Annotated in this window: 15 protein-coding genes; 5 read left to right on the plus strand and 10 right to left on the minus strand. The window is 65.7% G+C overall.

Annotated elements, in window-relative coordinates:
* Nucleotides 1-116 precede the first annotated feature (116 nt).
* The 4 genes from C5L14_RS08500 (at nt 117) to C5L14_RS08515 (ending at nt 4,020) form a co-directional block, all read left to right on the plus strand.
* A complete protein-coding gene (locus C5L14_RS08500; protein WP_105861608.1) occupies nt 117-737 on the plus strand; it encodes a 50S ribosomal protein L25/general stress protein Ctc in 621 nt (206 codons plus the stop codon).
* 169 nt (nt 738-906) lie between these two features.
* Nucleotides 907-1,509: an aminoacyl-tRNA hydrolase gene (gene pth / locus C5L14_RS08505; RefSeq protein WP_105861609.1), complete on the plus strand. Its 603-nt coding sequence runs from the start codon at nt 907-909 to the stop codon at nt 1,507-1,509.
* A gap of 186 nt (nt 1,510-1,695) precedes the next feature.
* The gene (gene ychF, locus C5L14_RS08510) at nt 1,696-2,793 is read left to right on the plus strand and encodes a redox-regulated ATPase YchF (RefSeq protein ID WP_105861610.1); all 1,098 of its coding nucleotides are present in this window, start codon (nt 1,696-1,698) and stop codon (nt 2,791-2,793) included.
* A gap of 186 nt (nt 2,794-2,979) precedes the next feature.
* The gene (locus tag C5L14_RS08515) at nt 2,980-4,020 is read left to right on the plus strand and encodes a LacI family DNA-binding transcriptional regulator (protein WP_105861611.1); all 1,041 of its coding nucleotides are present in this window, start codon (nt 2,980-2,982) and stop codon (nt 4,018-4,020) included.
* Between the two features lie 21 nt (nt 4,021-4,041).
* Here the strand turns inward: C5L14_RS08515 and phnN are convergent, their stop codons facing one another.
* The 9 genes from phnN to phnG are packed head-to-tail and all read right to left on the minus strand — an operon-like array spanning nt 4,042 to nt 10,943.
* A complete protein-coding gene (gene phnN / locus C5L14_RS08520; protein WP_105861612.1) occupies nt 4,042-4,647 on the minus strand; it encodes a phosphonate metabolism protein/1,5-bisphosphokinase (PRPP-forming) PhnN in 606 nt (201 codons plus the stop codon).
* Nucleotides 4,644-5,807 (minus strand): alpha-D-ribose 1-methylphosphonate 5-triphosphate diphosphatase, encoded by a 1,164-nt coding sequence (locus C5L14_RS08525; protein WP_105861613.1) that lies wholly within the window; start codon nt 5,805-5,807, stop codon nt 4,644-4,646. Before C5L14_RS08525 ends, phnN begins: the two co-directional genes overlap by 4 nt.
* A 15-nt stretch (nt 5,808-5,822) precedes the next feature.
* On the minus strand, nt 5,823-6,533 hold the full coding sequence (gene phnL / locus C5L14_RS08530; protein ID WP_105861614.1) for a phosphonate C-P lyase system protein PhnL: 711 nt from the start codon (nt 6,531-6,533) through the stop codon (nt 5,823-5,825).
* Nucleotides 6,530-7,312, minus strand: coding sequence for a phosphonate C-P lyase system protein PhnK (gene phnK, locus C5L14_RS08535; RefSeq protein ID WP_105861615.1), 783 nt, complete (start codon nt 7,310-7,312; stop codon nt 6,530-6,532). The genes phnL and phnK overlap by 4 nt, the downstream gene beginning before the upstream one ends.
* Nucleotides 7,309-7,779, minus strand: coding sequence for a GNAT family N-acetyltransferase (locus tag C5L14_RS08540; protein WP_105861616.1), 471 nt, complete (start codon nt 7,777-7,779; stop codon nt 7,309-7,311). The genes phnK and C5L14_RS08540 overlap by 4 nt, the downstream gene beginning before the upstream one ends.
* Nucleotides 7,776-8,756, minus strand: a complete 981-nt coding sequence (locus tag C5L14_RS08545; RefSeq protein ID WP_281062567.1) for an alpha-D-ribose 1-methylphosphonate 5-phosphate C-P-lyase PhnJ — start codon at nt 8,754-8,756, stop codon at nt 7,776-7,778. The genes C5L14_RS08540 and C5L14_RS08545 overlap by 4 nt, the downstream gene beginning before the upstream one ends.
* On the minus strand, nt 8,753-9,865 hold the full coding sequence (locus C5L14_RS08550; RefSeq protein ID WP_105861617.1) for a carbon-phosphorus lyase complex subunit PhnI: 1,113 nt from the start codon (nt 9,863-9,865) through the stop codon (nt 8,753-8,755). Before C5L14_RS08550 ends, C5L14_RS08545 begins: the two co-directional genes overlap by 4 nt.
* A complete protein-coding gene (gene phnH, locus C5L14_RS08555; protein ID WP_105861618.1) occupies nt 9,865-10,485 on the minus strand; it encodes a phosphonate C-P lyase system protein PhnH in 621 nt (206 codons plus the stop codon). Before phnH ends, C5L14_RS08550 begins: the two co-directional genes overlap by 1 nt.
* Complete coding sequence (gene phnG / locus C5L14_RS08560) at nt 10,485-10,943, minus strand: phosphonate C-P lyase system protein PhnG (RefSeq protein ID WP_280869739.1); 459 nt, start codon at nt 10,941-10,943, stop codon at nt 10,485-10,487. The genes phnH and phnG overlap by 1 nt, the downstream gene beginning before the upstream one ends.
* A gap of 227 nt (nt 10,944-11,170) precedes the next feature.
* Here phnG and phnF point away from each other — a divergent pair, with 227 nt between their 5' ends.
* A complete protein-coding gene (phnF, locus tag C5L14_RS08565; RefSeq protein ID WP_105861619.1) occupies nt 11,171-11,899 on the plus strand; it encodes a phosphonate metabolism transcriptional regulator PhnF in 729 nt (242 codons plus the stop codon).
* A 96-nt stretch (nt 11,900-11,995) separates the two neighbouring features.
* On the opposite strand, the gene C5L14_RS08570 is transcribed toward phnF, so the two are convergent.
* Nucleotides 11,996-13,033, minus strand: a complete 1,038-nt coding sequence (locus C5L14_RS08570) for a lysine-2,3-aminomutase-like protein (protein ID WP_105861620.1) — start codon at nt 13,031-13,033, stop codon at nt 11,996-11,998.
* Nucleotides 13,034-13,091 lie beyond the last annotated feature (58 nt).

Genomic DNA, 13,091 nt, shown 5'->3' on the forward strand with positions numbered 1-13,091 from the left:
CCACGATGCGTCTAAGAGAACCCCGTTCCGCGACCAGACACCCCTGGAGGCAATGCGGAACGAACGAACCGGCCGCGCCTGCGGCCTTTTTCTTTGAACAACCCTGGGAATATACAATGTCCGTGAAGCAGATTTCCGCCACGGCTCGCACGCAAGTGGGCAAGGGGGCCGCGCGTGCCGTTCGTCGTGAAGGCAAAGTGCCGGCCGTGATCTACGGTGCCGGCAAGCCCCCCGTTTCCATCGCGCTCGATGCCAAGGAAGCCAACAAGCTGGTCTATGCCGGCCACTTCCTCACCACCGTGTTCGAGATCGAGGTTGATGGCAGCAAGACCCGCGCCATTCCGCGCGACTATGCTCTCGACCCGGTCAAGGACACCGTCGAGCATGTCGACTTCCTGCGCGTCGATGTCGGCTCGCGTCTGCGCGTCGATATTCCCGTGCATGCCGTCAACGCTTCGACTTCCGTGGGCGTGAAGCGCGGCGGTGCCGTCAACATCGTGACGCACTCCCTCTCGGTTCTGGCTCCCGCCGACAAGATCCCCGATTCGATCGATGTCGACGTGGCCGCTCTCGATATCAATGATTCGGTCCATGTCTCGCAGATCAAGCTGCCGGAAGGCGTTTCCTACGCCGGGCAGGACGATGCGACGCTGGTCTCGATCGTGCCGCCGGTCGGCGAAGAGGCTGCTCCCGCCGCCGAGGCGGCTGCCGAGCCCGCCGACGCTGCCAAGAAGTAATCCGGCTGCATATTCCATTGCTGCGATGGCCGGGCTTGTCCCGGCCATTCGTGCTTTCATAGCGTTTGGCGATTTGATGGAGTCACCAAGAATCGCAAAGACGCGTTCGAACGAGGAGCTGGAGCAAAACAGCGTTTTCGCTTAAAGGCGCTTTGCTCCAGAGACGATCATGCGTCTGTTCGTCGGGCTCGGTAACCCGGGCGCCAAATATGCCGCCAACCGGCACAATATCGGCTTTCTCGCCATCGATGAGATCGCGCGGCGCCATCGCTTCGCGCCCTGGCGGTCGCGCTTTCAGGGCCAGATCAGCGAGGGCAGCGTCGGTGGCGAGCGGGTCATGCTGCTCAAGCCCCAGACCTACATGAACGAAAGCGGGCAGTCGGTCGGCGAGGCCATGCGCTTCTTCAAGATCGGCCTTGCGGACCTCACTGTCTTCCACGACGAGCTGGACCTGGCACCTGCCAAACTCAGGGTGAAGGTCGGCGGCGGCAATGCCGGCCATAACGGCCTGAGATCGATCACCGCCCATTGCGGCAACGACTATCGCCGCGCCCGCCTCGGTATCGGTCATCCCGGTGACAAGGCGCTGGTGCATCACTTCGTGCTCAGCGACTTTGCCAAGGCGGAATGGCCCTGGGTCGAAGATCTGTGCACGGCCTGCGCCGATGCGGCCCCGCTTCTGGCGGGTGGCGAGGATGCGAGCTTCCAGAACAAGGTCCATTTGTTCATGGAGGCGAGGGGCCACGGTGCGGCCAAGCTGGCGGGAGCGTGAGCGGCAGGAGCTATTGGGTGTGCCGATCTCCAGATCGGCATGATCAGCGCGAGGGATGCCGATCTGGAGATCGGCACACCAACTGTGCTGACCATTGACGTTGCGCTGCTTCCTATCTACCCAGCACCCTAACGGATTTCGTCGGCGGCACGAGCGCGCCGGCTACAAGATGAACGAGCGATCACCATGGGTTTCAAATGCGGAATCGTCGGCCTGCCCAATGTCGGCAAGTCGACCCTGTTCAATGCGCTGACGCAGACCGCGGCAGCGCAGGCGGCCAACTATCCCTTCTGCACCATCGAGCCCAATGTCGGCGACGTGGCGGTGCCCGACGAACGCCTGGAGAAGCTCGCCGCCATCGCAAAATCCGGCACGATCATTCCCACCCGCCTGACCTTCGTGGACATCGCCGGCCTGGTGCGGGGCGCCTCCAAGGGCGAGGGTCTCGGCAACCAGTTTCTCGGCAATATCCGTGAATGCGACGCGATTGCCCATGTGGTGCGCTGCTTCGAGGATGGCGACGTCACCCATGTCGAAGGCAAGATCGACCCGGTGGCCGACATCGAGACCATCGAGACCGAGCTGATGATCGCCGATCTCGACAGTCTGGAGCGCCGCGTGGTGGCGCTGGAGAAGAAAGCGCGCGGGGGCGACAAGGAAGCCAAGGAAAGCCTCGACCTGATCAATCGGGCCCTGGTGCTGCTGCGCGAAGGCAAGCCTGCCCGTCTGGTCGAGGTCAAGCCGGAGGAGCGGCGCGCTTTCGACATGCTGCAGCTCCTCACCGCCAAGCCGGTGCTCTATGTCTGCAATGTCGAAGAGGCCTCGGCCGACAAGGGCAATGGCCTGTCCGACAAGGTGAGGGCCCGCGCTGCCGAGGAGGGCGCCAAGGCCGTGGTGGTCTCCGCCAAGATCGAGAGCGAGATCGCCATCCTCCCGCCCGAGGAGCAGAAGGACTATCTCGACGCCATCGGCCTGAGCGAGCCCGGCCTCAACCGGGTCATCCGCACCGGCTATGAGCTGCTCGACCTCGTCACCTATTTCACGGTGGGCCCCAAGGAGGCCCGGGCCTGGACCATCACCAAGGGCATGCGCGCCCCGCAGGCCGCCGGCGTGATCCATTCCGATTTCGAGAAAGGTTTCATCCGTTCCGAAACCATCGCCTATGCCGACTATGTCGCTCTCAACGGCGAAGCGGGTGCCAAGGAAGCCGGCAAGTTCCGCCTGGAAGGCAAGGATTATGTGGTCGCCGACGGCGATGTTCTGCATTTCCGCTTTGCGACTTGAGTGCAAATAAATCGCGCTCAATCCGAAGATCTTGAAAAGATCTTTGTTTGTCTGTGATCCGGCATAATTTAGTATTGTGACATGCCAATTGGCGGTTCTTGATTGAATGTTGCCGATTGACAGAAGAAAATCGATTTATCTGTGCTATGATGGCGTGAGTGTTCGTTCGTGACAGGGGCGGGGGCCATGCAATCCAACGAGCCGCCACGCAAGACGCCGGGCGAGCGGGCCACCATTCATGACGTTGCCCGGCTCGCCAATGTTTCGCCCGCCACCGTTTCCAAAGTGCTGCGCGGCCTCGGCGCAGTGAAGGCCGAGAGCGTGGCGCGCATCCATGCCGCGGTGCGGGAGCTCGGTTTTCGGGTCGACCCGCTGGCGGCCAATCTGCGCCGCTCGCGCCGCTCGATCGTCGGCCTGATCGTTCCGGACTTCCGCAATCCGTTCTTTGGCTCGATGGTGGCCCATTTCGAGCGCCTGGCGGAGGGCAGCGGCTATCGTCTGGTGACCGTTTCGAGCGCCGAGAAGACCGAGCGGGAGGCCGCCCAGACCGAGGCACTGCTCGACTGGCGGGTCGCCGGCATGATCGTCGTGCCAACGGATGGGCGTCCGGCTGCCGAAGCTTCCTTGCTCGATCAGAAGGTTGCCACGGTCCTGCTCGACCGTGTTCCCGACGAGACCGGCTTCGATCGCGTCAGCGTCAACAATGTCGAGGCCAGCGCAGCCGTCATCCGAGAGCTCGTGGCCCGCGGGCACCGGCGTATCATGCTCGGCCCTTCTTCGCTGGACCTCACCAATATGCGCGATCGCGTCAACGGCGCGGTGGCCGCGGCGCAGCAGGCCGGCATCGCCGACGATATCGAAGTCCTGCTGTGCGGCCCCGATGTCCCCTCGGCCCTGGAAGCGATGGCTTCGCGCTTCGATCGGGGTGGGCTGCCGACGGCCATCTTCACGCTTTACAGCCCAGCCACGCTCGCGGCGTTGCGGGAGGTCGAGAGGCGGGGCCTCGTCATGCCTCGCGACCTGTCGATTGTCGGGTTCGACGACATCGAGTGGATGCAGGTGACGCACCCGCCGATCGCCGCAGTGATACAGCCGGTGCAGGCGATCGCCGAGGTGGCCTGGGCCCAGCTCATGCAGCGCCTTGCCGAACCCGGCGGGCCGCCCCGAACGGTCGAGGTGCCCTGTGAGCTCGATTTGCGGGGCTCGGTAGCCGGTCCGCGTGCCTGATCGAACGATCCGACGATCGATCTATTCCGCCGCCTGCGCCAGTCCGGAGAGTTCGGCCTGCAGATGGGCGATCAGCCTGTTTGTTGCCGCTTCCACCGGGCCGTCATTGCTGATGATGAGGTCGGGGGCGAGGGTGTCCTCGCGATCGATCTTGCGGGCCAGGCGGGCGCGGATCATCTCTTCGCTCTCCCGGCCGCGGGCGGCCAGGCGCTGAGCGATGATCTCGGCCGGCGCGGTGACCAGCACCACGCTGAGGCCGGCGAAGCGCTGGCGCGCTTCCGGCAGGCTGGAGCGGGAGAGGTTGCACACGGCGTGGCGTCCTTCCTCGGTTGCGCGCCGTACCTCGAGGGGCAGGGCATAGCTCAGGCCATGCGCGCGCCAGGAGAGTGAGAACCCTCCCTCGGCTTCCAGTTCGGCAAAACGCTGCTCGCTGAGCGTCTCGTGGTCTTCCGCCGAATTGACTTCCCGCGTGATGATGCGGCGCGGGAAGATCAGGCCGGGATGGCCGCTGAAATGGAGACGGGCTGCGTCGATCAGGGTGTCCTTGCCCGCTCCGCTCGGCCCGACGATGGCGATCAGCTTGCCGAGGCGCGGTTTGGGCTGGATCAGGGCGGGCTCGTCGGTCATGCCGCGATCCTGCCCTCGCTCCAGACACGGCGGATGATCGGCGTGGCGCCGGACCCCGAGGTGACCTGGGTCACGCGCACCAGATCGGCCCGCCGCCCCGTTTCCAGGCGGCCGCGATCGTTGAGGCCCGTGGCGCGGGCCGGGGTGTCGCTCACCATGCGCACGGCCGCCGGCAGATCGATCGATGGCACCCGCTCGGGCAGTTGGAAAGCAGCGAGCAGCAGGCTGGCAGGCACGTAATCGGAGGAAAGAATGTCGAGCACGCCCTCGCCGGCGAGGTCGGCCGCCGCGATGTTGCCGGAGTGGGAGCCGCCGCGCACGACGTTAGGCGCGCCCATCATCACGCTGATGCCGGCCGCGTGCGAGGCGAGGGCGGCTTCGAGCGTGGTGGGGAATTCGGCGATGGCGACGCCGTCCGCCACCGCTTCCTCCACATGGCCGGCGGTGGCATCGTCATGGCTGGCGAGCACGATGCCGTGTTCGCGCGCCAGCGCCACCAGGTTCGTGCGGCTGTGAACCGCGAAGCGAGCATGCCTGTCGAGCTTGGCCTTGATGTAGCTTTCGACATCGGTTTCCCCGCGCACGCGGCGCGGGAAATAGAAGTTCATCCAGGTGTCGAGATCGCGGAACTGGCGCTGGCCGGGGGTATGATCCATCAGCGAAGCCAGGTGCACGGGATAGAGTTCCCGGAAGGCCTGGAAGGCCGTGAGAACGTCGGGCGTGGCGAGTTCGCAGCGTATATGGGTGCGGTGCTCGACGCGCAGATGGCCATGCTGGCGTGCCTCTTCGAGGGCGCCCGCCAGAGCCGTGCCCTCCTTGGAAATGGTGCCTTCTTCCGTTTCGGATCCGAGGCGGATGGAGTCGAACACGGTCGTGATACCCGCCGCCGCGATTTGCGCGTCATAGGCCATCACCGCGCTGAGGGCATGCCAGCGCACCGAGGGGCGCGGCGAGTAATGGGCTTCCAGGTGGTCGGTATGAAGTTCCACCAGGCCGGGCAGGATATGGTCTCCCGCCATGTCGAGACCCTTTTCCGGTGCTTCTCCCTCGCCGATCTCGGCGATACGGCCCTTGTCGACGGCGATCCAGCCCTTGTCGATCACGCGGTCGGCCAGGACGAGGCGGGCATTCGAGAGAACAAATTGCTCAAGATCAGGCATGGTTGAAACGTCCGTTCAGGCGGCAAGAGAGGCTACGGAAAACCGGGTGACGTCGACGACTCGGTCGGCGACTTGGCTACGCACATCCTCATCATGGAAGATGCCGACAATTGCGACGCCATTTTGTTTCTTGGCGGTGACGAGGTCGACGACGACCGCCCGATTGGCGGCGTCGAGCGAGGCGGTCGGCTCGTCGAGGAGCAGGAGCGGCCGGTCGGCGGCGAGGCCCCGTGCGATATTGACGCGCTGCTGCTCGCCGCCCGAGAAGGTTGCAGGCGGCAGGCCCCACAGCCGTTCCGGCACGTTGAGCCGGTGGAGCAGTTCCTGGGCGCGCCTGGTGGCTGCGTCCTCGGCCAGCCCGGTCTCGCGTGCCGCTTCCGCCACGATGGCGAGGGCGGGAACGCGTGGGATCACGCGCAGGAACTGGCTGACATAACCCATGGTGCGGCGGCGCAGTGCAAGCAGGCGGCGGGGTTCGGCGGTGGCGATATCGACGACCTCGTCGCCTTCCCGCAGCAGGATCGCGCCGGTATCGCAGCGATAATTGCCATAGATCATCTTGAGGATCGAGGATTTGCCTGCGCCGGACGGCCCGCCGAGCACGACGCATTCGCCCGGGGCAACGGCGAAGTGCACATCCTGCATCACGCCGATGCTCTGGCCACCCTGGAGATGCAGGGTGAAGCTTTTGGAAACGCCTTCGAGGGTGAGGATGGGGGAGGTCATGCTGCCAGCACCGAAGAAACCAGAAGTTGGGTGTAGGCCTCGTGCGGATCGTCGAGAACCTGGTCGGTCAGGCCCGTCTCGATCACCCGGCCCTGCCGCATCACCATGATGCGATGCGATAACAGCCGTGCGACAGCGAGGTCATGCGTGACGATGACGACCGCAATGCCGAGATCGGCGACGAGGCCGCGCAGGAGGTCGAGCAGGCGGGCCTGCACCGAGACGTCGAGGCCGGAAGTGGGCTCGTCCATGAAGACGAGGCGGGGGCGGGTCACCAGGTTGCGGGCGATCTGCAAGCGCTGGCGCATGCCGCCGGAAAAGCTGGCAGGGGTGTCGTCGATGCGATCGGCCTCGATCTCCACCCGGCCGAGCCAATCCAGCGCCGATTCGCGAATGCGTCCATAGTGCCGCGCGCCCACCGCCATCAGGCGCTCGCCGACATTGGCGCCAGCCGAGACGCCCATGCGCAGCCCGTCGCGTGCATCCTGGCGCACGAAACCCCAGTCGGTGCGCAGGAGAAAACGCCGCTCGGCCTCGCTCAGCGCAAAGAGGTCGCGGACGGCGCCATCGCGCATGCGATAATGCACCGACCCGGCGGTGGGCTCGACTTCGCTGGACAGGAGGCCGAGCAGGGTCGATTTGCCCGAGCCGGATTCGCCGACCACGGCAAGGACCTCGCCCTCATAGAGGTCGAAGGAGACGTCGGCGCAGCCCAGGCGCATGCCGTAATGCTTGGTGAGCCCGCGTGCCTGGAGCAGGGGGGAATCGTTGTGGGTCATGCGGCTTTCTCCGGCAAGGACAGGCGGAAGGACACGCCGTGGCGCTCGAAGCCGAGCGAATCGTAGAAGGCATGGGCGCGGCTGTTGTGCAGGCTGGAGGCGAGAATGGCCTTGTAGCAGCCCTTCTCCTGCGCCAAGCGGAAAGCGGCCTGCAGCATGAGCCGGCCGATGCCTTCGCCTTGTCGATCGGAAGCAACCACGACATTCTCGACGACGGCAAAGGGAGTGCCGCGCCGCGCAAGGTTGTCGACGGCCATCAGACAGAAGGTGCCGACGACCATATCGTCCTGCTCGGCGACATAGAGCCCGTAGTCGGGATAGAGGCCGAGGCGCTCGAGCTTGGCCCCGGCTTCCTCGATCGTCAGGACGTTGTCGCCGTTGAAATCGGGCTGTCCGTAGAGGGCGAGCACGGCCGGCAGGTCCGCCTTGCCGCCGACGCGTACGGACAGAGGAGGGGCGACGCTCATGGCCCGGTCTCCCCGGGAGCGGGGACGTCCTCGTCCGCTCTTGGAAACGATGGGCTCGACGAGGATGTCTGCGCTCCCAGGGGCGATGCGCCCAGCATCTCGCCCTTGTGCCCGGCGGCTCGCCTCGTCTCGCAATGGTCGGTATCCGAACACACGAACATGCGGCCGCCGCGATCGTCGAGCACGACCTCGTCGAGATAGACGCCCTGTGCAGCGCACAGGGCGCAGGGCTGCTTGAAGCGCTGTACGCTGAAGGGATGGTCCTCGAAGTCGAGGCTCTTCACCCGCGTATGCGGCGGCACCGCATAGATGCGCTTCTCGCGCCCGGCGCCGAAGAGCTGCAGCGCCTCGCAATCGTCGATCTTGGGATTGTCGAATTTCGGCGTCGGCGAGGGATCCATGACATAGCGCCCGGCCACCTCCACCGGATAGGCATAGGTGGTGGCGATATGGCCGTGGCGGGCGATGTCCTCGTAGAGCTTCACATGCATCAGGCCGTAATCGGCGAGGGCATGCAGCTTGCGGGTCTCGGTTTCGCGTGGCTCGAGGAAGCGCAGCGGCTCGGGGATCGGGACCTGATAGACCAGGATCTGGTCGGGCTTGAGGGGGGCTTCCGGCACGCGGTGGCGGGTCTGGATGATGGTGGCATCCTGGGTGGCGGTGGTGGTGGCGACGCCGGCCGTCTTGGCGAAGAAGCGGCGGATCGAGACGGCATTGGTGGTGTCGTCGGCGCCCTGGTCGATCACCTTCAGCACGTCGTCGGGGCCGATTACCGCAGCCGTCACCTGAACGCCTCCGGTGCCCCAGCCATAGGGCATCGGCATCTCGCGCGAGGCGAAGGGCACCTGATAGCCGGGAATGGCGATGGCCTTGAGGATCGCCCGACGGATCATGCGCTTGGTCTGTTCGTCGAGATAGGCGAAATTGTAGCCGTCGGGATTGGTATCGCGGGCGGGATGATCTGATGGGGTGCTCACGCTGCATCCTCCTGCCGGGTTTCGGCCAGCGCCGCCTCGCGGCGCTCGGCATGCTCGGCCCTGAGGCGTCTGACAAGGTCGAGCTCGGCCTGGAAGTCGACGTAATGGGGCAGTTTCAGATGCTCGACGAAGCCGGTCGCCTGCACGTTGTCGCAATGGGACATCACGAATTCCTCGTCCTGGGCGGGGGCGGTCCTCTCCTCGCCGAACTCGCGCGCCCGCAGCGAGCGGTCGACCATCGCCATCGACATCGCCTTGCGTTCGGCCTGGCCGAAGACGAGGCCATAACCGCGGGTGAATTGCGGCGGAGCCTCGGCGGAGCCGGCGAACTGGTTGACCATCTGGCATTCGGTGACGGTGATCGACCCCATCGGCACGGCAAAGCCGAGTTCCTCGGGTACGAATTCAACCTCCACTTCCCCGAGCCGGATTTCGCCGACGAAGGGATGGGTGCGGCCAAAGCCGCGCTGGCTGGAATAGGCGAGCGCCAGGAGGAAACCTTCATCCCCGCGGGCGAGCGCCTGCAGCCTGAGGTCGCGGTCGGCCGGGAAGGCCAGGGGTTCGCGGGTGAGGTCGCCGACCGGCCGCTCGGGGTCGGGGGTAGCATTGCGCTCGATCAGGTCCTCGCCGCCGAGGAGGTCGCTGACGCGCGGCGTCTTCTCCTCCGCGGCGGGCCTTTCCTCGGGCGGGTCGACCTCGGCGCCGGCGGCCAGCATGAAGTCGAGCAGGCGGTGCGTATAGTCGAAGGTCGGGCCGAGTACCTGGCCTCCCGGCAGATCCTTGAAAGTCGCCGATATGCGCCGGCGGATGGCCATGTCGTCGGTGTCGACGGGCACGCTGACACCGAAACGCGGCAAGGTGGTGCGATAGGCGCGCACCAGGAAGATCGCTTCGACCAGGTCCCCCCGGGCCTGCTTGATGGCGAGGGCGGCCAGGTCGCGGTCGTAGAGCGAGCCCTCGGCCATCACCCGGTCGACACCGAGCGTGAGCTGTTCGCGGACCTGGTCGGTCGAGAGGTCGGGCACCGCCTTGTCGCCGCGCCGGACATGGGCGAGCAGGCGATGGGCATTGTCGATGGCTTCCTCGCCACCCTTGACGGCGACATACATCAGGCTTCTCCACGTATTTGGGACGAGCGCGGCAGGCCGGCGATCCTGCCCGGCGCCGTGAAGACGATATCGACGCCGCGTGGAAAGGCGGCATGGTTGGCGGCAAGCTGCCGGCGGAAATCGGCGGGAAGCGGCGCGAGCGCCAGACCTAGATCCGTCAGGCCTGCATCGGCCTTGATGCCCGGCCCGGCAAAGGCGAGATCATGGCCGGGTTCGAGCCGCTCCAAGGCGATCAGCAGCGTGGTCGAGCGGTCGGGATATTCGTCACTGCCCTGGGCGAAATGGGCAAGGTCGGGACAGGCGGCCGCGTCCGCGATGAGGGCAAAGGCCGCCTCTTGCGGATCCTCCGTCAGGCGGGCTCCGGTATGGAAAGTGAGATAGGCCCGCACCGCCGGTGTCCGCAGCCCGGCATCGAGCCAGAGCGGAGCCTCGTGATCGGCCAAGGCAAGGGCGAGGCCGGCTAGTTCCGGCGTCAGCGGCGGCGGCGGCATCAGGCCCGTTTCAAGGGGCTGGGGACGGGCCGGCCGGGCCAGCGCATTCATGCAGGCCCGGAAGATCGCCTGGGATTCGAGGGCCGCATCCGCAAAGCCGGGCGCGAGATCCTGTGCAAGGCGCATCATCAGTCCTCTCCCCGCACCATGGTGAAGAAATTGACCCGGGTTGCCGCCGTCTGCCGGGCTGAAACATCCGCTTCGGCATTCAGCCGGGTAGCCACCGGTCGCAGGGCCCGCTCGACCGCCTCGCGGCGGGTTTCGTCCTGCCAGAGGGCGTCGAGCAGGGCGGCGGCGCTGGCCTTGGCGCTGTTACGGCCGAGATGATAGGCAAAGCCGACAGGCCCGTTCTCGATCCGGACGGTGGCGCGCGAGGTGCTCGCCTCGCCCAGGTTGAAGGCGGCGCCGTCGCCGCCGACCCGGCCTTGCAGCATGACCAGGCCCGTTACGGCCGGTCGCAGTGCTGCATGAGCCGGCAGGGGGGCCAGTGCCGAGAGGGCCTGGTCGAGTTCGGCACCGGTGGCGTGGGCGCACAGATGCATGACGGCCTGGCGTGCCTTCAGTCCGGCAGCCGGTTCGGCCGCCATCTGGCGATGACGATCTGGAGAGGATTCATTCATATCGAAACCATTGCTCGGCTCTGGGTCACAACAGGCTGGCGAAGCATGTTGTCTAGTGATATAGACAACTATATGAGAAACCTTGCAACGCTTCCATGACAAAACCAGTGCCACCTCGAAATTTTTCGCCGCCAGGCTCTGCGGGCGATCCCGCCGCAGCGGAAGCCGCCGTTTCCAGAGGTGACGGCGGCGCCATGGATGGCGCCGTTTTTCGCGGAGACGGCATCGCCGCCTGGCGCAAGATCGCGGATCTCCTCGAGGCAGAGATCGTCGGCGGCATGTTGGCCCCCGGCACGCAATTGCCGACGGAGGCCGCGCTGGCCGCCCGTTTCGGCGTCAACCGGCATACAGTGCGCCGGGCGCTCGGCGAACTGGCCGGCAAGGGCCTGGTGCGCACCGCGCAGGGCAGGGGGACCTTCGTCGAGCTTTCCCGCCTCGCCTATCCGATCGGCGAGCGCACGCGTTTCAGCCAGAACATGGCGCAGGAAGGGCGCGAGGCCGGGGGCATCGTGCTGGAGGCCGTCGAAATCGAGGCCGATCCGCGCCTTGCCGGGTTGCTGGACATCGCGCCGGGCAGCCCGGTGCTGAGACTGCTGACCCTGCGTTCGGCTGATGACGTGCCCATCGCCTTCGGCAGTTCATATTTCCCGCTGCCACGCTTTGCCGGCTTCGCCGAGGCCTATCGGCGCCTGGGGGCGGTGACGCCGGCCCTGGCGGCATGCGGCGTCGACGACTACAAACGGCAGGCAACCCGGGTCGGCGCCCGCTTTGCCTCTCCCGAGGAGGCCGCCAGGCTCGATATTGCGGTTGGCCGCCCTTTGCTGACGGTCGAAAGCGTCAATGTCGATCTCGATGGCATACCGATCCAGGCGACCTTCGGCCTGTTTGCCGCTGACCGGACCGAGATCGTGCTCCAGAGCTGACGAAATGGAACGTCGATCTTCAGATCGGCAAACGTGGAACACCGCACTTGCCGGCAAGCGGAATTGTCGATCTGAAGATCGACGTTCCAGGAGGTCTTACCCGCGATAGTCGTGCCTGTTGCCGCGCGGATCCGTTACGATATAGCCGTTCTCGCCATCGTCGAGATAACGCGGCCCGATCGGCACCTTGCCGTGTCCGCCGGGAATGTCGAGCACATAGGTGGGCTGGCCGAGGCCGGTGAGGCTTCCGCGCAATTGCCGCATCACCGCCTGGCCCTCGGCGATGGTGGTGCGGAAATGGCCCGTGCCCTTGGCGAGGTCGCCATGGTGCAGATAGTAGGGCTTGATGCGCAGGCCGAGCAGAGCGCGGAAGAGAGCCGATAACTCCTCGGCGCTGGCGTTCACGCCCTTGAGCAGCACGGTTTGGCTGATCATGGCGATCCCCGCCTTCACCAGCCGCGTGCAGGCCTCTCCCGCGGCAGGCGTAAGTTCGCGAACATGATTGGCGTGCAGGGCGACGAACACGCCCTTTGGGCTGTCGAGACTTTCGATGAGCTCGGCCGTGATGCGTTCGGGCGCCACCACCGGCACGCGCGTATGGAACCGGATCACGCCGATATGGTCGATGGCCGACAGCGCCTTCACGATCCGGCCGATGCGCCGCGGCGATAGCGCGAAAGGATCGCCGCCGGTGACGATGACTTCGAAGATGGCCGGATTGTCGGCGATATAGGCCACGGCTGCATCGAGCTCGCTGCTGGCGAGCATTTCGCCTTCCGGCCCCACCATCTCGCGTCGGAAGCAGAAACGGCAATAGACGGGGCAGACATGCAGCGGCTTGAGCAGGACGCGGTCGGGATAGCGATGAACGAGCCCCTTGACCGGCGAGAAGGCGTCGTCCCCGATCGGGTCCGAGAGCTCGTCGGCACTCCAGACCAGTTCACGGCCGGTCGGCACGAACTGGGCGGCGATCGGATCTTCCTGTGGCGAGCCCTGAATCAGCTCGGACATTGCCGGCGTGATGGCAACGGAAAAGCGCCGAGCGACGTCCTCGATGTCGAGGCGTTCGAGCGGCGAGACGAGGCCGGCAGCCTCCAGATCGGACGCGCTCCTGAGACTGGAATGCTTGTTCATGTGATCGTTTGGGCCGGGAGATCCGTTTCGGTCAGTCCCGGAAATCCTGTAAGGTTTC

Origin of the sequence: Labrys okinawensis (assembly GCF_002982075.1) — a bacterium.
In the GTDB taxonomy this organism is placed as follows: domain Bacteria; phylum Pseudomonadota; class Alphaproteobacteria; order Rhizobiales; family Labraceae; genus Labrys; species Labrys okinawensis_A.

Excerpts from the sequence above, each read along its gene's own strand:
- C5L14_RS08500 (WP_105861608.1), top strand. The coding sequence starts at position 117 with ATGTCCGTGAAGCAGATTTCCGCCACGGCTCGCACGCAAGTGGGCAAG.
- pth (WP_105861609.1), top strand. The coding sequence starts at position 907 with ATGCGTCTGTTCGTCGGGCTCGGTAACCCGGGCGCCAAATATGCCGCC.
- ychF (WP_105861610.1), top strand. The coding sequence starts at position 1,696 with ATGGGTTTCAAATGCGGAATCGTCGGCCTGCCCAATGTCGGCAAGTCG.
- C5L14_RS08515 (WP_105861611.1), top strand. The coding sequence starts at position 2,980 with ATGCAATCCAACGAGCCGCCACGCAAGACGCCGGGCGAGCGGGCCACC.
- phnN (WP_105861612.1), bottom strand. The coding sequence starts at position 4,647 with ATGACCGACGAGCCCGCCCTGATCCAGCCCAAACCGCGCCTCGGCAAG.
- C5L14_RS08525 (WP_105861613.1), bottom strand. The coding sequence starts at position 5,807 with ATGCCTGATCTTGAGCAATTTGTTCTCTCGAATGCCCGCCTCGTCCTG.
- phnL (WP_105861614.1), bottom strand. The coding sequence starts at position 6,533 with ATGACCTCCCCCATCCTCACCCTCGAAGGCGTTTCCAAAAGCTTCACC.
- phnK (WP_105861615.1), bottom strand. The coding sequence starts at position 7,312 with ATGACCCACAACGATTCCCCCCTGCTCCAGGCACGCGGGCTCACCAAG.
- C5L14_RS08540 (WP_105861616.1), bottom strand. The coding sequence starts at position 7,779 with ATGAGCGTCGCCCCTCCTCTGTCCGTACGCGTCGGCGGCAAGGCGGAC.
- C5L14_RS08550 (WP_105861617.1), bottom strand. The coding sequence starts at position 9,865 with ATGTATGTCGCCGTCAAGGGTGGCGAGGAAGCCATCGACAATGCCCAT.
- phnH (WP_105861618.1), bottom strand. The coding sequence starts at position 10,485 with ATGATGCGCCTTGCACAGGATCTCGCGCCCGGCTTTGCGGATGCGGCC.
- phnG (WP_280869739.1), bottom strand. The coding sequence starts at position 10,943 with ATGGCGGCCGAACCGGCTGCCGGACTGAAGGCACGCCAGGCCGTCATG.
- phnF (WP_105861619.1), top strand. The coding sequence starts at position 11,171 with ATGGATGGCGCCGTTTTTCGCGGAGACGGCATCGCCGCCTGGCGCAAG.
- C5L14_RS08570 (WP_105861620.1), bottom strand. The coding sequence starts at position 13,033 with ATGAACAAGCATTCCAGTCTCAGGAGCGCGTCCGATCTGGAGGCTGCC.